At 65.9% G+C, this 18,030-nt stretch carries 17 protein-coding genes; 5 read left to right on the top strand and 12 right to left on the bottom strand.

All coding sequences use genetic code 11. The features are described 5' to 3' along the window. The 3 genes from flgA to HWN72_RS15325 all read left to right on the top strand — a co-directional run. A partial coding sequence (gene flgA, locus HWN72_RS15315; RefSeq protein WP_211150620.1) for a flagellar basal body P-ring formation chaperone FlgA occupies window positions 1-280 on the top strand: 280 nt, incomplete at its 5' end. An 8-nt stretch (window positions 281-288) separates the two neighbouring features. Next, the gene (gene flgH / locus HWN72_RS15320; protein WP_036527348.1) at window positions 289-1,065 is read left to right on the top strand and encodes a flagellar basal body L-ring protein FlgH; all 777 of its coding nucleotides are present in this window, start codon (window positions 289-291) and stop codon (window positions 1,063-1,065) included. A 338-nt stretch (window positions 1,066-1,403) separates the two neighbouring features. Beyond that, entirely contained in the window at window positions 1,404-2,288 is an 885-nt protein-coding gene (locus HWN72_RS15325) for a flagellin (protein ID WP_211150621.1), read from the top strand. A gap of 131 nt (window positions 2,289-2,419) precedes the next feature. Here HWN72_RS15325 and HWN72_RS15330 read toward each other — a convergent pair whose 3' ends face one another. The 6 genes from HWN72_RS15330 to HWN72_RS15355 all read right to left on the bottom strand — a co-directional run bounded on the left by HWN72_RS15330 (window position 2,420) and on the right by HWN72_RS15355 (window position 10,856). After that, window positions 2,420-3,541: a nucleoside hydrolase gene (locus HWN72_RS15330; protein WP_211150622.1), complete on the bottom strand. Its 1,122-nt coding sequence runs from the start codon at window positions 3,539-3,541 to the stop codon at window positions 2,420-2,422. 221 nt (window positions 3,542-3,762) lie between these two features. Then, window positions 3,763-6,027 carry a TonB-dependent receptor gene (locus tag HWN72_RS15335; protein WP_375154523.1) on the bottom strand — a complete coding sequence of 755 codons (2,265 nt, stop codon included), beginning with the start codon at window positions 6,025-6,027 and terminating at the stop codon, window positions 3,763-3,765. A gap of 606 nt (window positions 6,028-6,633) precedes the next feature. Further along, the gene (locus HWN72_RS15340) at window positions 6,634-7,101 is read right to left on the bottom strand and encodes a MaoC family dehydratase (protein ID WP_211150624.1); all 468 of its coding nucleotides are present in this window, start codon (window positions 7,099-7,101) and stop codon (window positions 6,634-6,636) included. Window position 7,102: 1 nt separating this feature from the next. Beyond that, window positions 7,103-8,953 carry an acetyl/propionyl/methylcrotonyl-CoA carboxylase subunit alpha gene (locus HWN72_RS15345; protein ID WP_211150625.1) on the bottom strand — a complete coding sequence of 617 codons (1,851 nt, stop codon included), beginning with the start codon at window positions 8,951-8,953 and terminating at the stop codon, window positions 7,103-7,105. After that, window positions 8,950-9,258 carry a DUF3088 family protein gene (locus tag HWN72_RS15350; RefSeq protein ID WP_271182394.1) on the bottom strand — a complete coding sequence of 103 codons (309 nt, stop codon included), beginning with the start codon at window positions 9,256-9,258 and terminating at the stop codon, window positions 8,950-8,952. The genes HWN72_RS15345 and HWN72_RS15350 overlap by 4 nt, the downstream gene beginning before the upstream one ends. Next, the gene (locus HWN72_RS15355) at window positions 9,255-10,856 is read right to left on the bottom strand and encodes a carboxyl transferase domain-containing protein (protein WP_211150626.1); all 1,602 of its coding nucleotides are present in this window, start codon (window positions 10,854-10,856) and stop codon (window positions 9,255-9,257) included. Before HWN72_RS15355 ends, HWN72_RS15350 begins: the two co-directional genes overlap by 4 nt. A gap of 129 nt (window positions 10,857-10,985) precedes the next feature. On the opposite strand from HWN72_RS15355, the gene HWN72_RS15360 reads away from it, so the two are divergent. Beyond that, window positions 10,986-11,876 (top strand): LysR family transcriptional regulator, encoded by an 891-nt coding sequence (locus HWN72_RS15360; RefSeq protein WP_211150627.1) that lies wholly within the window; start codon window positions 10,986-10,988, stop codon window positions 11,874-11,876. A gap of 98 nt (window positions 11,877-11,974) precedes the next feature. On the opposite strand, the gene HWN72_RS15365 is transcribed toward HWN72_RS15360, so the two are convergent. Genes HWN72_RS15365 through HWN72_RS15380 form a run of 4 tightly spaced genes read right to left on the bottom strand, consistent with a single transcriptional unit; the run spans window position 11,975 to window position 15,337 of the window. Further along, window positions 11,975-13,015 (bottom strand): zinc-binding dehydrogenase, encoded by a 1,041-nt coding sequence (locus HWN72_RS15365; protein ID WP_211150628.1) that lies wholly within the window; start codon window positions 13,013-13,015, stop codon window positions 11,975-11,977. Beyond that, on the bottom strand, window positions 13,012-14,025 hold the full coding sequence (locus tag HWN72_RS15370) for an LLM class flavin-dependent oxidoreductase (RefSeq protein WP_211150629.1): 1,014 nt from the start codon (window positions 14,023-14,025) through the stop codon (window positions 13,012-13,014). The genes HWN72_RS15365 and HWN72_RS15370 overlap by 4 nt, the downstream gene beginning before the upstream one ends. Next, entirely contained in the window at window positions 14,025-14,528 is a 504-nt protein-coding gene (locus HWN72_RS15375; protein WP_248006049.1) for a nuclear transport factor 2 family protein, read from the bottom strand. Before HWN72_RS15375 ends, HWN72_RS15370 begins: the two co-directional genes overlap by 1 nt. 5 nt (window positions 14,529-14,533) lie before the next feature. Beyond that, the gene (locus HWN72_RS15380) at window positions 14,534-15,337 is read right to left on the bottom strand and encodes an SDR family oxidoreductase (protein ID WP_211150631.1); all 804 of its coding nucleotides are present in this window, start codon (window positions 15,335-15,337) and stop codon (window positions 14,534-14,536) included. A 72-nt stretch (window positions 15,338-15,409) separates the two neighbouring features. On the opposite strand from HWN72_RS15380, the gene HWN72_RS15385 reads away from it, so the two are divergent. Further along, window positions 15,410-15,892: a GbsR/MarR family transcriptional regulator gene (locus HWN72_RS15385; protein ID WP_211150632.1), complete on the top strand. Its 483-nt coding sequence runs from the start codon at window positions 15,410-15,412 to the stop codon at window positions 15,890-15,892. Window positions 15,893-15,902: 10 nt separating this feature from the next. Here the strand turns inward: HWN72_RS15385 and HWN72_RS15390 are convergent, their stop codons facing one another. Continuing rightward, window positions 15,903-16,946 carry a DUF2889 domain-containing protein gene (locus HWN72_RS15390; protein WP_211150633.1) on the bottom strand — a complete coding sequence of 348 codons (1,044 nt, stop codon included), beginning with the start codon at window positions 16,944-16,946 and terminating at the stop codon, window positions 15,903-15,905. Window positions 16,947-16,979: 33 nt separating this feature from the next. Then, window positions 16,980-18,029, bottom strand: coding sequence for an NADP-dependent oxidoreductase (locus HWN72_RS15395; RefSeq protein ID WP_211150634.1), 1,050 nt, complete (start codon window positions 18,027-18,029; stop codon window positions 16,980-16,982). Window position 18,030 lies beyond the last annotated feature (1 nt).

Genomic DNA, 18,030 nt, shown 5'->3' on the forward strand with positions numbered 1-18,030 from the left:
CGCCCTCTCCCCGGCCGATGCCGCGGGGCAGGAAGCGACCCGCCGCATCATGGCAGGCTCCGCCGTGCGCGTCGCCGACGTCGCCGCGCCGCGCCTCGTGCGGCGGGGGGAGAACGTGACGATCGCGCTCGTTTCCGGGGCCTTGCGCATCACCTCGCCCGGCCGTGCGCTCGCCGATGCGGCGCGCGGCGAGCCGGTGCGCGTGCTCAACCTTGCCACCAACCGCACGCTCGAAGGCACTGCTGCCGCGACGGGCGAAGTGCGCATCGCGCTTCCGTAGGAACCCTCATGAACAAGCGTTTTGCTGCCCTCACCTGCGCCCTTCTCTCGGCCAGCCTGCTAGCGGGCTGTGGCTCGGTCGGCCGCCTCAAGAACGTCGGAAAAGCGCCGAAGATGAGCGATCCCGGCGCCCCGGTGGCCCCGCGCATCGAACCCTCGCTGGGCAACCACGCCAGCGCCGATCGCGCGCCGGACGGCAGCGACCCCAAGGTCGCCGAGGCCGATCGCGGCGCCTCCCTCTTCCGCACCGGCGGCGGCGCGTTCTTCCGCGACCAGCGCGCCTCGCGCGTGGGCGACATCGTCACGATCCGCATCAACATCGCCGATAATGCACAGGTCGCCAACAGCACCACGCGCACCCGCAACGGCAGCGAAGGCGGCGGAATCGCGGCACTTCTGGGCCTCGAAAGCCAGATCGGCAAAGTCCTCCCCGGCAACCCGGACCCGGGCAACCTGGTCAGCACCAATTCGAAGTCGAGTGCGGTCGGCGTGGGGAACACCGCCCGATCGGAGCAGATCAACATGACGGTGGCGGCCACCGTCACCAGCGTCCTGCCCAACGGCAACCTCGCCATTCGGGGCAAGCAGGAAGTGCGGGTGAACTTCGAACTGCGCGAACTGGTGGTTTCCGGCGTGATCCGGCCCGAGGACATCGCCCGCGACAACTCCATCCGCCACAGCCAGATCGCCGAGGCGCGCATCAGTTACGGCGGCCGTGGCCAGTTGACCGACGCGCAGCAGGCCCGCTGGGGCCAGCAGATCTACGACGCGCTGTTCCCGTTCTGAGCGGTACATATAGCGGCACTCAACGGCACTCAGGGGTGCCACAAGGGGGTGCTAACATGCCAACACCGTCATCCCAGCGAAGGCTGGGACCGCTATCGGTGTTTAGGCGAGAGTCCGCCGACAGCCATCCTGACGCGAAGTGCGCTGTTCACAGCGAGCGGTCCCAGCCTTCGCTGGAATGACGGGCTTTTGTCAGAGAGCCCGGGAAGCATTCCTATAGTTTTTCCACAGGCCGCAACCGTCCTTTAACAACTCCTCCTAGAATAAAGACGCACCCGTATCTTTCGGGATTGCGAGAGGCCGCAGAACCGGCCGGTAACCTAGAAGGGAAACAAGAAATGGCGTTTTCGGTCAACACCAACAGCGGCGCGATGGCAGCTCTCCAGAGCCTCAACGCGACCAACAAGTCGATGGAAACCACCCAGAGCCGTATCACCACGGGTCTGAATGTTGCCTCGACCAAGGACGACTCGGCGAAGTACACGGTCGCCCAGACGCTCCGCGGCGACCTTGGCAAGCTGGGCGCGGTCACCACCTCGCTCAACAACGCCAAGTCGGTCACGGACGTCGCCGTCGCCGGTGCCGAACAGATCTCCGACCTCGTCAACCAAATGAAGTCGAAGGCTCTCGAAGCATCGGATGCCGGTCTCGACGACGAAAGCCGCAAGGCGATCTCCAACGACCTGCTGACCCTCAAGAAGCAGATCAATACGGTGATCGAAGGTTCGAGCTTCAACGGCACGAACCTGCTTAAGGGCTCGGCTGCCACCGTCGATGACGATGGCAAGGTCAGTGCACTGCAGTCGATCAACGGTGATACACTGACGGTCGCCAACCAGGCACTGAGTGAGGCTGCGGAGACCGCTTTCGGCGATTCTACGACGGATGACGACATCACCAATGTCGGCATCGCCGATGACGGTACGGCGGACACCGGTTCGGGTGCGGCGGATGCGCTCTTGACCAAGCTCGACACCATGTTCGACACGGTCAAGACCAGCCTGTCCGACCTCGGCGCCGGTTCGCGTCAGATCGAAGGCCAGCTTAGCTTCAACAGCAATCTGAGCGACGTGATCACGACCGGCATCGGCAGCCTCGTCGATGCAGACCTCGCCAAGGAGTCGGCGAACCTTCAGGCCCTTCAGGTCCAGCAGCAGCTGGGCGTGCAGGCTCTGTCGATCGCCAACCAGTCGCCGCAGACGCTCCTGTCGCTGTTCCGCTAAGGACGGCGCCAGGCTCCTTCCGATTTCGGGAGGGGACCATTTCGAAAGGCCGGGACGGTTCGCCGCCCCGGCCTTTCTTTTTGGGGAAATCCTCAGCATATGCCTCCCCGAGCAAGCTCGGGGAGAAATACTCACCTCGCCGCGACCGACTTCACGATTATCTCGTCCAGCTTGCGCGGATCGATCGACATGACCACCCGGGCCTTCTGCTCGCCGAGGCCGGGCTGGTAGTGCTCGCGCCAGCTGAGCGTATCGCCGTAAGTCGCGCCGAACGCCGCGTCGTAATCGACGTAGAGGTCTTCGGCCCCGGTCACGATCGAGGGATCGAGCAGCACGGCGGCGACGATCTCGTCCCACAGCGGGAAGCCCGGTTCGAAGCCGGCGATCGCCTTGCCCAGTTCCGGCTTCGCGCCCTTCGCGGCGCGGTCGAGCAGCTTGCGGCTCAGCTGCGTCGCGGTCGAGGGATCGACCGGGATCACGGTGATCTGCTTCCACGGCGCGCGGCTGACGATGCTGGCGGCCTCGGGGTCGAGGCGGATGTTGAATTCGCGGCGCGGCGAATTGGCGAACTCGCGCGCGAACTCCACGGCCGAGCGGTCATCGAGCACGCGGTGCGGGTTGAAGCTGCCGCCCATGTAGATCAATCCTTTGGCAAGGCTGGCAAATTCGGGGTCGAGGCGCTGCGCCAGCGCGAGGTTAGTCATCGGTCCGCCCTCGACGATAGTGATCTGGCCGGGGTACTTGTGGACCATCTCGATCATGAACACCGCCGCCATCTTCGAGGCGACCTTGGTGCTGGGCGCGCCCCAGGGCAGGTTCGAGAGGTCGTAGGGCGTGTAATAGGGCGGCGTCGACTGCTGCGTGGGCTCAACCCACTGCTTCATCCACGCGCCCTTCCACGTCAGCTTGCCGTAGAGCGCTTCCCAGCGCTCGGTCGCCTTCTCGGTATTCATCAGCGGATCGATCGCGCCCTGTGCCACCGGAACGTCGGTGCGGCCCATGATCTCAAGGCCGCGCAGCTGCATCGCCGCCCCGCGCGGCGCCCACCAGTTGCCGGTCACGCTGGTCACGCCCACCACGTCGATCTGCGGCGAATTGAGCAGCATCATGTGCATGAGCGAGAAACCCTCGTCATCGATGAGGACTTTCTGCGGGGCGGGCTTATCCTCAGCCTGAGCAGGCAGGGCAAGGAAGACCGCCGCCGCCGTCAGCAGCGAGGAGACGAGACGGGTCACGGCATTCAGGGGGGTCATCTGTTGTCCTTGTTGGAACACAACACACTTCGTCATTGCGAGGAGGCCCAAGTGCGCTTTGGGCCGACGAAGCAATCCAGGGCAGTGCGCAACCGCCTTGGGTTGCTTCGCTACGCTCGCGGGTGACGAACGAAGGGAGCGGCCCCCTGCCCTCTCGCGGATGAACAGGCATGGGGGCCAAATAAAAAGGGCGCCGGTTTGACCCGGCGCCCTTCGCTTCATCAGAAGTTGAAGCGGAACTCGCCGCCGATGATGCGCGGTTCGTTGAGCATCGCCGTCAGGTTGTTGAAGTCGATCGCGCCGACGACGCGGATCTGGTTGGTGATGTTGCGGGCGAATGCCGCAACTTCGTAGCCGCGCTTGTTGTCGCGGTAGCCGACGCGCGCGCCGCCCTCGAGGTAGGCCTTACCCGTGAACTCGATCGAGTCGTACAGGAACAGGTTGATCTTCGAGCGGTAAGACCAGTCGGTGTAGGCGAAGATCTCGTTGTCGTTGCCCAGCGGCACGGCGTAGCGCAGCGTCGCGTTGCCGATCCAGCGCGGAGCCTGCGGCAGGCTGTTGCCATCGATCGAGGCCAAGGTGGTGCCGTTAACGGTCACCAACGGGTCGGTCACGGTGCAGCCGCCGCCGCAAGGTGCGACGTAGAGGTCCTTGTCCTTCAGCTCGGTGTAGTTGTAGCTGCCGCCCAGCGTCAGCACGAGGTTTTCGATCGGGGTCGCCGAGAATTCCGCCTCGACGCCGTAGCCGATCGCCTTCTTCGCGTTCATCAGCTGCGTGACGTTGGAGTTGCCACCCACCGCCGTCAGCTGGATGTTCTTCGTGTCGAAGTAGTAGCCGTCGACCGAGAAGTTGAACAGGCCGGGCTGCTCGGTCTTGAAGCCGACTTCGTACGAGGTGGTCGTCTGCGGGCGGGCCATCGTCGCGACACCGGCAGTGGTGTCGTTCTTCAGCGCCGCGCCAAGGTAGCCCGACGCCACGCGGGCGTAGATGCTGCTCGACGAGGAGAGCTTGAACGTCGCGCTGCCGTCCCACGACCACTTGGAGCCGTTGGTGCTGCCGGTCGAACGGCCGGTGGTGGCATCGATATCGTCGCCGTTCACAAGGATGGCATAGCGCTTATCATGCGACCAGCGCAGGCCGCCGCGCAGGATCAGCGCGTCCACCGGGGTGTATTCGACCGAGCCGAAGAACGCGTACGTCTCGTTGTCGAGGTGCGAGATGCTGGTCGGCGAGTAGACGTTAGTGTTGGACCACGAACCGCTCTCGCTCTCGAGGTTCTGGTTGAAGTAGTAGGCGCCCGCCTGGAAGCTGACGTCGCCGAACTTCTTGGAGGCGAAGCGCAGTTCCTGGCTGAATTCCTTCGGCGTGGTGTCGCCGCCGGTCTGGACCTGGAACGGGGTGTTCGCGGGTGTTCCGCCGTCGATATCACCGCGCGAGAAGACGCTGGCGCGCTCCCAGGCGGTGATCGAGTAGAGCGAACCGGCGCCGTCGAACTCGTAGCTGGCCTGGACGTTGGCGCCCCAGCTCTCCAGCTCCTGCGGGTTCGAGCCGTTCTGGTTGGCATGCTCGATGTCGTAGCCGGCGACGAGGTCGTTGGTGCCCTTCTGGATCGCATTGGCGCGGAACAGGCGCGCGGTACCCTTCAGCGAGCGGGCATGAGCGTTGACGAGGATGTCGAGGGGACCGTCCTCGTACTCCAGCTGGAAGCGACCGGCGTAGTCCTGGTAGCCCTCGAACTTCTTCTCGTTGATGGTCGCGGCGTTGTCGTTCTTAACCCAATCGTCACGGCGCTGGACGAGTCCCGCGACGCGGAAGCGCAGCTTGTCGGTCAGCGGCGCGCCGACGGCGGCTTCCAGGTTGACGGTGTTGTAGGTTGCCCACGAAGCGCTGACGTGACCGTCCACTTCCTCGGTCGGACGCTTGGAGGTCAGCTTGACCACGCCTGCCGGGGTGTTGCGGCCGAACAGCGTGCCCTGCGGTCCCTTGAGGACTTCGACATTCTCGAGGTCGAAGGCCGGGAAAGCCTTGAGCATCGGGCTTTCGAGCGCAACGTTGTCGTACACCACCGAAACCGGCTGCGCGGCGTCAGCGCTGAAGTCGGTGTTGCCCAGGCCGCGAATGTAGAAGCGCGGGAAGGTACGGCCGAACGAAGATTCGATCTGAAGGCTGGGCACGCGCGCAGCAAGGAATCGGATGTCCTGACCGCTGGAGTTCAGCACGTCGAGCTTCTCACCCGAAAGCGTCGAAACCGCGACCGGCACGTCCAGCGCACGCTCTTCGCGGCGCAGCGCGGTCACGACGATTGCGTTGTCTCCCTCTTCGGCCACCGGAGCGCCGCTCTGCGCAAGGGCAGGCGCGGCGAACGAAGCCGAAATCGCGAGGACCGAAACCGCCGTAAAACGGCGCGAACGAGCAGAATTCAAAATTACCCCCTGAGGTAGCCATGTTTTGGGATGGGGGGCCGATAAGCTGACCAGCGCTGTCATTCAACAGCAATGAACCGCACAGCGCGTTGCGAAAAATGGCGCGGCAATTTTGCAACGCAACATGGCAACCAGGCTCGGAGTCGCGCGCAAAGGGGGCTTGCGGGTTCACCAAGAAACCGGAGCGTCAGCAAAGGTTAAAGAGGTTATCACGGACTTCGTTAAAGAGGTTAAGGCTTCCTGCGACCGCACTGCAGCAAGCATATTTGGCGAGACTGGCGAAATGTCCGAGTTTGCCGTGCCCCGGCGCGTTCCCGTAGTGTCGAGGCCGCATGCCATCGCACGATTTTTGCATCAGGTTTTGCCGAACCTGTGCCAGCGACGTTCAACCAGGCAAGCTTTTACGGGGGCAATAATTCTGTCGTCCCGGTTCGGACACGACACTTCTGGAACGCGCCTCGCCAACTTGATCGGCGATGGTGCATTGCCCGACGACGCCGCCGCCGGATAGCCAACGCCTTTTCGTTATCGGTGAAGTGCTTGCCTGATCGGCACGATACCAACGCTTGAGCCGTTCATGAAGAACGCAAACCTTGCCTCGGCTACCTCGAGCAGTAAACTGCTTGCCCGGGTCCGTGACGTGAACGCGGGCGTAGGGCTCGCGCATCCTCAGGTTTGCTTCGCAATCACACCCCTTTTTTTCAGCAGCACGGTTCGGAGCATCGATAGAGCCACTTCCCCGCGCTGGTTGGTCAACTCGTGCCGGAACACGACGATCCCTTGTCCGGGCCGCGACCTGCTCTCGCGCATCTCGACCACTTCGCTCGCGCAGGTCAGGGTATCGCCGATGAAGGTCGGCTTGGGCGTAACCACTTTGTCGAAGCCCAGGTTGGCGACGAGCGTGCCGACTGTCGTGTCCGCGATCGACAGGCCCACCGCCAGGCTGAAGGTGAAGGTCGAATTGACCAGGATCTGCCCGAACTCGCTGGCTTTCGCGGCCTCAGCGTCGAGGTGCAGGGGCTGCATGTTGTGGGTCATCGCTGAGAACAGCAGGTTGTCGGTCTCGGTGACGGTACGGCTCGGCTGATGCGTCAGGCGGTCACCGACCTGCCATTCATCGAAAAAACGTCCGGCCATCTTATTCGGCCTCCTCGATCTGCACGAGTAGGGCATCGACCTGCACCTGCTGGCCGGGGCTCGCCGCGAGCGCCCTGACGATGCCATCGAACGGCGCGGTCAAGGTGTGCTCCATCTTCATGGCTTCGAGGGTCAGGAGTTTCTGTCCCTTGGTCACCGTCTGGCCCTGTTTTACCTCGACGGCGATGACCTTGCCCGGCATGGGTGCAACGATCGCGCCGGAACTGTCTGCCGCGCCATGCGCGCCGTCGCGTCGCCATGGCGCCAGCAGCCAGGCCTGCCCCTGTTCGGTGATGAGGACGCTGCTGGCAGGCTCGTCGCTCCCATCGTCAATCTCGAGCTCGATCTTCTCGCCATCGAGCAGGAACCACGCGGTTCGCCGCGGCGGCGCGTTCAGCCGCAGGCCCGGCGCGATGCCGGCCGGAACGAGTGACGAAGCGGCCGCACGAAGGGTATCGGCCGAAGGCACCGGCGGCTGCGCCAGAGCCTCGCCGTCGCGCCCGATCAGACCGGTATCGACTTTGCCCGCCGCGAAGTCGGGGTGCTGCAGTGCTTTGACGAGGAACGAGGCATTGGTACGTACCGGCCAGACGGCAGTGTCCTCGAGCATCGCGCCGAGCCGTTCCCGCGCCTCGTCGCGGTCGTCGCCCCAGGCGATGATCTTGGCAATCATGGGATCGTAGAAGGGCGAGACTTCGGCGCCTTGCGTGACGCCGGTATCGATACGCCCTGTTTCCTTGGCTCCCTCGACCTCGCCGAACTGCAGCAATTCGAGGCGGCCGATGCTGGGGAGGAAGCCCTTGGCGGGGTCTTCGGCGTAGAGCCGCGCTTCCATCGCCCAGCCGTCGATCGTCAGGTCATGCTGCGCCAGCGGCAGCGGTTCGCCGCTCGCCACCCGCAATTGCCATTCGACGAGATCGACCCCGGTGATCGCCTCGGTGACCGGGTGCTCCACCTGCAGTCGGGTGTTCATCTCCATGAACCAGATGCGGTCGGCCGAGAGTGCGCCAGAGCCGTCGGCAATGAACTCGATGGTCCCGGCGCCGACATAGTCGACCGCCTTTGCAGCGCGCACGGCGGCGGCGCACAGCGCCTCGCGCGTGGCTGCGTCCATTCCGGGAGCGGGGGCTTCCTCGATAACCTTCTGGTGGCGGCGCTGGAGCGAACAGTCGCGCTCGAACAAGTGGACGACGTTGCCGTGCCGGTCGCCGAAGACCTGCACCTCGATGTGGCGGGGCGAGGCGATGTATTTCTCGATCAGCACGCGGTCATTGCCGAACGAAGCGGCCGCCTCGCGCTTGCAAGAGGCGAGCGCATCGGCGAATGCGTCGGCACTCTCGACGAGACGCATGCCCTTGCCGCCGCCGCCAGCGACCGCCTTGATGAGCACCGGGTAGCCAACCTTGTCGGCCTCCTGGCGTAGCAAGTCGGGTTCCTGGTTCGCGCCCATGTAGCCCGGCGTCACCGGAACTCCGGCCTCGGCCATGAGCGTCTTGGCGGCGTCCTTGAGGCCCATAGCCGTGACCGAGGACGGGTTCGGCCCGACCCAGACCAGCCCAGCGTCGATGACGGCCTGCGCGAACTCTGCGTTCTCGGACAGGAAGCCGTAACCCGGGTGAATGGCCTCGGCCCCGGTCGCCTTCGCGGCGGCGAGAATTTTCTCGCCCACAAGATAGCTCTCGCGCGTGGGTGAGGGACCGATGTGGACGGCCTCGTCGGCCTCGCGAACATGGAGCGCCTGTGCATCGGCGTCGGAAAAAACCGCGATGGTGCGGATGCCCATGGCCCGCGCGGTACGGATGATGCGGCAGGCGATCTCGCCGCGATTGGCGATGAGCAGAGAAGTGATCATGGGTGACGCTCCGGGAAGCCGTGGCGGGTATGGAGCGCTGCCAACAGCGGCTCGATTGCGTTGACGAAGCCGCCTTCGGCAAAGGCCAGCGCAGGCAGGTTTTGGTTGTCTTTGCCCAGTACCGCGACGACTTCGCTGCGGGGGCGCGCCCATCCGACGCGCACGACCTCGATGTTCGCGGCGCGATCAGGGAACAGCGAAAGCAGGCCCTCCACCGTGACGCTGTCCTTGCAGTAGAAGCGGCGCCCTTCGTAGGCCGGATCCGGCCAGTCGAAGTCGAGCACGAACAGGGTATCCCTGCTCACATCCGGAACACCCCGAAGCGGGGCGCCTCCTCGATCGGGGCTTCGAGACAGACCGACAGCGCCAGGCCCAGCACGTCACGGGTTTGCACGGGGTCGATCACCCCGTCGTCCCACAGCCGCGCCGTGGCGTAGTAGGGGTTGCCTTCGTCCTCGTACTTCTGCCGGATCGGGGCCTTGAAGGCCTCGGCATCCTCGGGGCTCCAGTTGGCGGCATCGCGATGGACCGTCGCCAGTACCGACGCCGCCTGCTCGCCGCCCATCACCGAGATGCGCGCATTGGGCCAGGTAAACAGGAAACGCGGGTCGTAGGCGCGCCCGCACATCCCGTAATTGCCTGCTCCGAACGAGCCGCCGATCAAGACCGTCAGCTTGGGCACTTGCGCGGTGGCGACAGCGGTGACCAGCTTGGCGCCGTGCTTGGCGATGCCCTCAGCCTCGTACTTGCCGCCGACCATGAAGCCCGAGATGTTCTGCAGGAACAGCAGCGGGATGCCGCGCTGGCAGGCCAGTTCAATGAAATGTGCACCCTTCTGCGCGCTCTCGGAGAACAGCACGCCGTTGTTGGCGAGGATCGCCACGGGAAGTCCGTGGATGTGCGCGAAACCGCAAACCAGCGTAGAGCCGTAGAGCGCCTTGAACTCGTGGAACTCGGAGCCGTCGACGATGCGGGCGATAACCTCGTGGACATCGTACGGCGCGCGCACGTCCTCGGGAACGATCGAATAGAGTTCCTCGGCCGCGTATCTGGGCGGCCGGGGGTCCTGCACCGCAAGGCCATGGCGATGCGCGGGTCCAAGGTGGCTGGCGATGTCTCGCACGATGGTCAGCGCATGCTCGTCATCCTGCGCCAGATGATCGGTGACGCCCGACTTGCGCGAATGGAGATCACCGCCGCCCAAATCCTCGGCAGTGATGACCTCTCCCGTCGCGGCCTGCACCAGCGGCGGTCCGGCGAGGAAGATCGTTCCCTGATCCTTCACAATCACGCTCTCGTCGCTCATCGCAGGGACATAGGCACCGCCTGCGGTGCAACTGCCCATGACGCTGGCGATCTGCGGGATGCCCCGCGCGCTCATCTGCGCCTGGTTGAAGAAGAAGCGCCCGAAGTGGTCGCGGTCGGGGAAGACCTCTGCCTGGTTGGGCAAGTTGGCGCCGCCGCTGTCGACGAGGTAAATGCAGGGCAGACGATTGGTCGCCGCGATCTCCTGCGCGCGGATGTGCTTCTTGACGGTCAGCGGAAAATAGGTGCCGCCTTTCACCGTCGCGTCGTTGGCGAAGATCATGCATTGCCGTCCCGACACACGGCCGATTCCGGCAATGATCCCGGCGCCGGGCACCTCGTCCCCATAAAGACCATTGGCGGCAAGCTGGCCGATTTCGAGAAAGGGCGAGCCGGGATCGAGGAGCCGCTCGACACGGTCGCGCGGCAGCAGCTTGCCCCGGCTCAGGTGCCGCTCACGTGCCCTTGCGTCACCCCCAAGTGCCGCTTTCGCCACCCGTTCGTGCAACTCGGCGGCGAGCGCGCGATTGTGCGCGTCGCGTGCCCGGGCCTCAGGGCTGTCGAGATTCAGGGTGGTCTGCAGGACCGGCGCGCTCATGCCTCTTCCTTCCGTGCGGGCGGCGCCAGTTTGCCTTGGGCCTGCCTTGTCGATTTGCCGCATCTATCTAGACAGCCGTAAAGAAAAGCGGAAATTGAAAGTTTCCGCACCTCGTCATAGACAGTATCTATGATTGATCAGTATCTCCTGCGCTACTTCCTGGCCGTGGCAGAGACCGGCAACTTCAGCCGCGCGGCCAGGCGCGTGAGCGTGACTCAGCCTACCTTGTCTGTAGGGATCGCCAAGCTGGAACGCGAACTGGGCGCGAGGCTGTTTGACCGCGACCGCCAGCGCGTGGCCCTGACCCCCGCCGGCAGCCGCTTTCTCGTACGCGCCCGCCGCATCGCCGCCGAGTACGAGCATGCTCTTGTCGAACTCAGTGAAGTCACCGATCCCACCTTGCTGCGCATTGGCGTGCTCAACACGATTCCCACGCGCCTCGTTGAAGGCTGGCTCACCGCGCACCGCGCGCTAGGTTCAGGCGAGACGCTAGAGATACTCGACGGGTCTGAGCGCGACATCGCCGAGCGGCTAGAGCGCGGCCGCATCGACCTGGCGCTAAGCGTGATCCGCCCGCACCACCCCCGATTCGCACCCGAAGTGCTTTCCCGCGAACGCTACATGATGGTCCTGCCGCCCGATCATCCGCTGGCGGACGAGAGTGAAGTGCAGGCCGAACAGCTCGCCCGCGACCGCATGGTCCTGCGACGCCACTGCGAGGCCCTGCCCGAGATCAACCGCTTCTTCGTGGAGCGCGGCGTGAGACCGCGTTTCGTCCTCAAGACCACAAGCGACGAGCGAGTGCTGGCCGTTGTGCGTAGCGGTGCCGGGATCGGCATGATGCCCGAAAGCTTCGCCGCGGGTCCCGAGCGCTTCGTGCCGGTGCGCGACTTCAAACTTGTCCGCGAGATCGGACTGCTGCACGCCGCAGCGGCATGCGTGGAACAAGGCAGAGCAAGCCCGCTCATTGCGATGGTCAGAGCCCATTACGGCACAACTGATCTGAGGAGGTCAATCTGATCGCCAGCTATCGACCGTCTGCCGCACGGCACAGACCACCACCTTTGGGCTGTACCGCCGGATACCGCCACCTTGCCAAAAAGCTCTGCTAGGCTCCTCTACGAAAGCTGTAGGCGCGGATCTACGACAGTCCGTACCGACGTTCCAGGGCCGGAGAGATTGGCGATCGCTGCGGCCACGGAGCCGAGCCCGATACGCTCGCCAAGCCACGGTGCCACGTCGATCCGGCCCTCGGCTATTCTGCGCATCGCGAGGTCCATGTCCTGCGGCTCCTCGCCGCCGGCGAACTGGATGTTGAGCCGCTTGTTCTGGGCGGCGAAGACGTAGAGCGGCTCGGGCTCCATGCAGTAGCCGCCCATGACGAGGCGGCCGTCGAACGGCATGCTCTCGATGATCCGCTGCAACATGCCGGGCACGCCGACGTTCTCGTAGACGAGATTGACGCGCCGCCCGCCGAGATCGGGCAGCGGCCCGTAGGGATCGACTTCGCGCGGGTCGATGGCGATGTGCGCGCCCGCCTTCAGGGCCAGGTCGCGCCGGTCGGCGTGGAAGTCGGCCGCGACGATCGGCGCCGCTCCCGCCAGAGCAAGACCCGCGACAACGCCGAGCCCGATCGCCCCGCAGCCCAGCACCAGCGCCACGTCGTCCTTTCCGGGGCGGCCGCGCCGCGCATGTTCGAGGCCCACGGCAAGCGGTTCGATTAAGGCGGCATGATCATCCGGCAGACCCTCGGGCACCTCGAGCAGGAAGTCCTCGTCGAGCAGCATCAGTTCTCCGCACCCGCCCGGACAATCGTGGCTGAAACCGACAACGGCGTGCGCTCCGCCCTGCCGCATGATCGGCACCGACGTCACCCGCCGTCCAGGCGCGACCGGGCGGCGGCTACCGGCGCCGTAGTCGATGACCTCGCCGACGAACTCGTGACCCGGCACGAAGGGACGCGTCTCGTCGAGCCCCGCATAGGGCCCGCCCATGCGGCGCGACAGCTCGATGACGTGACGACCACCGGTCAGGAAGTGGGCATCCGATGCGCACAATCCGCAGGAATGCGTGCGTACCAGCGCCTGCCCCCGGCCCGGTTCCGGGTCGGGCAATTCGCGCACATGCACCGCGCCGTTCTCGATACAGGCCGCCTTCATGCCGCCATCGCCTCGCGCAGCGCCGGCATCGTCGCGGCAAGCAGCCTCAGGTTCTTCCACCCCTCCTCAGGCGCGAGGCCGCCAAGCAGGGGCTGGAAGCCGATGTTGCCACCTTCTGCCGCGCCCACCTTGTCGAGCAGCATCTGCGGCGTCCACGCCGCGAAGAGCCCGGCGTGCCGCAGCTTGGCGGGATCGGTGAGACCCTTGAAGGGCGAGTTGGAGCCGTCGCCCTCGGCTTCGGCCCACTTCGCGTATTCGGTGATCACGTGAACGGCATGCGGCGCGATGGCGTCCCAGCCCTGGTCCGGGTCCTCGCACAAGTGGATTGCCATCGGCATGCCGGGACGCGGGCGGAAATACCGGCGCGGGGCATGGCCGAGCCGCGCGCACTCGGCGAGGTAGATGTCGACGAGGTCGCCCTTCATCGGCCCGAACCCGACCCCGAATTTTGCCGCCCGCCTGGCCGACGCCGGCACGCCGCCGCCGACGAGGATGATGTCCTCCGGCTCCTGCACCGGCAGCGGGCGCACGAAGATCGGCCGCGCGCCGTTGCCGTCGTCATGCTCGAAGCGCTCGCCCTTCAGCGCGCGCAGGATGATCTCCAGCCCCTCGTCCATCCGCTTCGCCCGGTCCTTGAGCGACTGGCGGAACATCGCGAATTCGTGCGGCACGTAACCCGCGCCGAAGATCACCCCCAGCCGACCGTTCGACATGTTGTCGAGCACCGCGATCTGCTCGGCCAGTTCGAGCGGATCGTGGAGCGGCAGGATCACCGCGCCCAGCAGGAAACGGATGCGCCTGGTTACCGCCGCCATGCCGCCCGCGAGGACGAAAGGCTGCGGCAGGTAGCCGTCCTGCGAGCCGTGATGCTGCATCAGGCCGATCTGGTCGGCGCCGATCTCGTCGGCAAAGGCGGCCATCTCGATCGCGGCGCGGTAAAGCTGCGGCGTCGGGCTCGCCCACTGCGGCGAGCGCATGTCGAACGACACCGAAATCGTGAAGTCCTTCATCACGCCTCTCCCTGCATGCCATGGGCGAGCGCCGCGTAGGAGGGATCGCCCCCGTCCCGGCGCGCCCGATCGTGATGATACATCGCCGTCACCTCGCGCACGCCGTCGTAGTCGGTTACTGTGTCGCGGCGGTCGATGCGCCAAAGCCCGCCGCGCCGCGACCAGCGATCGCAGTAGCGCGACCATACTTCCATCTGGAGCAGCTTACCCTCGCGCTCCATACGCAGCGTCGCGGTGACGTAGGCCTCGCTCCCGGCCCGGTCGCCATCCACCTCGATCAACACGTTGGTGACCTGGTGCGAATGCGCGAGGAGCCCGCGGTGCGCCGCGCAGATCCAGTCGATCGCCTCGCGGCCACTGCCCTTGAAGCCCCGCTCACCGTAGTCCACGGTCGCATCCTCGTGGAACACCGCATGGCCCAGCGCCGTATCGAGGCGATCGACGCTGCGGCAATAGCGATAGAGCTGTTCAGTGATAGCCTGCTTGTCCGCCAGTTCGCGCATGTCGCTCACCCTTTCGCATGCGAGGAAAAAGTCGCGGAAATCCGGCGAATCCGCTCGCGCCGCTGGGCGGCCGATGACGCTGACATGCCGGCCACGTCGTCCGCTTCGCCCCAGTTGCAGACGGGGCCGAACGGCAGGCGCGCGAGGCCGAGCCGGGCCACCTCGTCGGCATCGGCAAGGCCGTCAGGCACAGCCATGCCGCGTGCCGCCATGAGTTCGCGATGCGCCGGGGTATCCGTCCGGCCAAGCACGAAGCTTAGCACATCGACACCGTGCGGCTCCAGTTCGGCCCAAAGCGCCTCGCACAGCACGAGATCGAACGCCTTGGTCGCCGCATAGACGCCGATGCCGGGCAGCCCGCCGTAGCAGGCGCCCGAGCCCACCACCATCAGCCCGCCCCGTCCGCGTACGCGCATCGGAGCGGCGAAGGCGTGGAGCGCGCGGGTCACCGTCACCACATTGCGTGCGACCAGTGCATCCCAGCTGGCGACCTCCGCATCGAGGAACATCGCGCCGTTGGGATCGGCGCCCGCATTGAGGATCAGCAAGCCCACCTCGCGTCCGGCAGCGATCCCCTGCAACTGCTCGGCCGCATCCACGGCGGCCAGATCGATCGAGGCGGTCACGCATTCCACCCTTGCGCGCAGTTCATCCGCCAGCGCCTCCAGTGGACCTGCGCGCCGGGCGACGAGGATGAGGTTCATCCCCTTGTCCGCCAGTTGGCGCGCAAAGGCCGCGCCGGTCCCTTCCGATGCCCCGGCAATGAGTGCCCAGGGACCATAACGCGCGGTGAACGTCGCCTGCTCCATGCCATCGTCTCCCTTGCGACACGCCCGGCATTTGCGCTGGCGTCCGACAATCAAATTCAGTAAATACAGAATATGCCGAACATCAAGCTGTCACAGCACGACGAAGCCTTTCTTGACGCCATGGCGATGTTGATGGCCCCCTGGGGCTGGCCACGGCCGGTCGGGCGCATCTACGCCTATCTGCTTCTGCGCGAGGAACCGGCGACCCTTGATGAGATCGCAGCCGACCTCGGCATGAGCAAGAGCAATGCCAGCGTGGCCGCACGCACGCTCGAGCATTGCGGCAACGCGCGAAGGCAGGGCGAGCCGGGGAGTCGCCGCATCTACTATTCGGTGCCGCCGGAGTTCAGCGGGCCTTTCGTCGCCAAGGCGCAGTTGCTCGATCGGCAGGTGCGCCTGTTCGCCGATCAACGCGAGCGCGACATTGCCGCACCGGTCGCCGAACGCTTTGCGCGCATCGGTGCATTCTATACCGCGATGCGCGAGGCGATCGAGCACGTGGTCAACGATGCGCAGCCGGCTCGAACCGAGGAAGCCGCAACACTCGTGCGGTAGGCAAGCCGCGTCAGCCCCCGGCCCCGGATCCGGCTCCGGCCTCGATCCGTGCCGCAAGGGCAGGCACGTCGGCAAGCGCACGCAGCGCATCGTTCAGGTGCGTGCACCCTTGCGGCCCCCTTAGCTGGGCCAGCACCTCCTCGCGGATCTGTGCAAGGTTGCGGCCTACCAGTCGCTGCGTGTTCGCGATCGCCCCGGGGCATTCGGAGAACGGCAGGATGCGCGCCTCCGGCTTGAGCGAGAGCAGTTCCAGCGTGGCTGCATCGGCGCGGGCGGTAAGGCGGTACTCGTGAATCGCCACGCGGCTGCCGTCGCGCCGCCTTGCGCTGTCCTGGAAAGCCGAATCGATGACGATCACGCCCGCATCGGCGTCCCGTGTCACGTCGATGCGCCGGGCGCGGCGAAAGCCCGGCCCTTCGTCCTCGGCCAGATCGTGCCAGCCGAGCGGGTCGCCCGGATTGCGCAAGTCGCCTGCATCCGCGTTGGCGACTTTTTCCGGATCGACGTCGTCCGTCATGCCGCTGTTGCCCTCCTGCAAGCCCCAGCACACGTTGACGCGCTGCGCCATCATCTGTGCGTGCCTTTCCTCGCCCAGCTTGTCGCGCAGGCGATCGGCCCAGTCGGGATGCCACTGCGACCACGCGAAGGAGCTGACCAGCGCCGTGCCGGACAGATCGTCGAGGACGATGTAGAGCGGATGCGCGGCCGCGACCATCCCGGGCATAATCTCGCGCAGCAGTCCGCGCAGATGCCCGCCCGCCCGCGCACCGACGAGTTGCCCGATCGCATCGCTGGAGGGCTGCGCGGTGATCGCGGTGATCGTCTTGTCCTCGGTCATGCGCGCTTCGTAGCGCCCCTCGGCAAGGGTCAGCCCGTCCTCTCCGGCAAGCGGCGTCCACAAGTCGCGCGCGGCGCCGATGAAGCGGCGCTGGCCGTCAAGACCATCGGGCCAAGAGACGTCGATGCTGGTAGTGCGCCGGACGGAACCCGCCGTGCGCAGCGGGGCGGGATTGGCCGTGCGGCGCGGCGGCGGCGGAATCGTGATCGTATCCATCACAGGGAACGCTGCACCCTACCGGGCCCGCGATCAAGCCCCGGGAGCACGCTCCGGCGCCACCCGCACCAGCAGCTTGCCGACATGGTCATGCCCCGAAAACACGCTGGAAAAGGCCGCAGGCGCCGCCTCGATGCCTTCCTCGATGGCCTGCGCAAATCGGATGCGCCCCTCCTTCATCCACCGGGCGATATCCTCCAGACCCTTCTGCCCGGCCAGCATTCCGGCAAAGCCCCTGATCTCGAGTCCCTTGTTCATGATCAGGCGATAGAAGCCGGGCAGACGGTCGGGGCCGGGTCCTTCCATGCCGACCCCGTAATAGGCGATGAACCCGCACATCGGCATGCGCGCGCCGCGCTTGAGGAGCGGCAGGACAGTCATCGTCACATCGCCGCCGACATTGTCGAGGTAGACGTCCGCCCCCTCCGGCATCGCCGCCTGAAGCTGCCGGGCAAAATCCGGTGCCTTGTAGTCGGCTACCGCGTCGAAGCCGAGGTCGAGCAGCGCCGCGCACTTCGCTGCGCCGCCCGCGATGCCCACCGCCCGGCCGCCGAGCACTTTGACGATCTGCCCCGCTATCGAGCCCACAGCGCCCGCCGCCGCCGAGATCACCACCGTCTCGCCCGCTTTGACCCGGCCGACATTGACGATCCCCTCGTAAGCGGTCTGCCCCGGCCCGCCGAGTGCACCGAGCGCAGTCGATACCGGCGCCAGTGCGGGATCGAGCTTGCGCGGCGGCCCGCGATAGTCACTCTGGTCCGGTGCCAGCACCGCATATTCCTGCCAGCCCGAGCGGCCTTCCACCACATCGCCCGGCGCGTAGTCAGGATGGTTCGAGGCGGCGACCTCACTCACTACCGGTCCGACCATGGGCTGTCCCAGCTCCATGCGCCCCGCTCCCGTCAGCACCGTCTCATCGACCGAGAAGCGCAGCAGCGGGTCCACCGCGATGTAAAGCGTCTTCAGCAGGATCTCCCGCTCGCCCGGCCGAGGCACCGGCACCTCCTCGACACGGAAGTCGGAGGGCCGGGGATTGCCCCTCGCGTAAGCGGCCAGCACCACCTGCTTCATCGTGGCCGCCATC

Origin of the sequence: Novosphingobium sp. HR1a, assembly GCF_015594425.1 — a bacterium.
GTDB classification, from domain to species: Bacteria; Pseudomonadota; Alphaproteobacteria; order Sphingomonadales; family Sphingomonadaceae; genus Novosphingobium; species Novosphingobium resinovorum_A.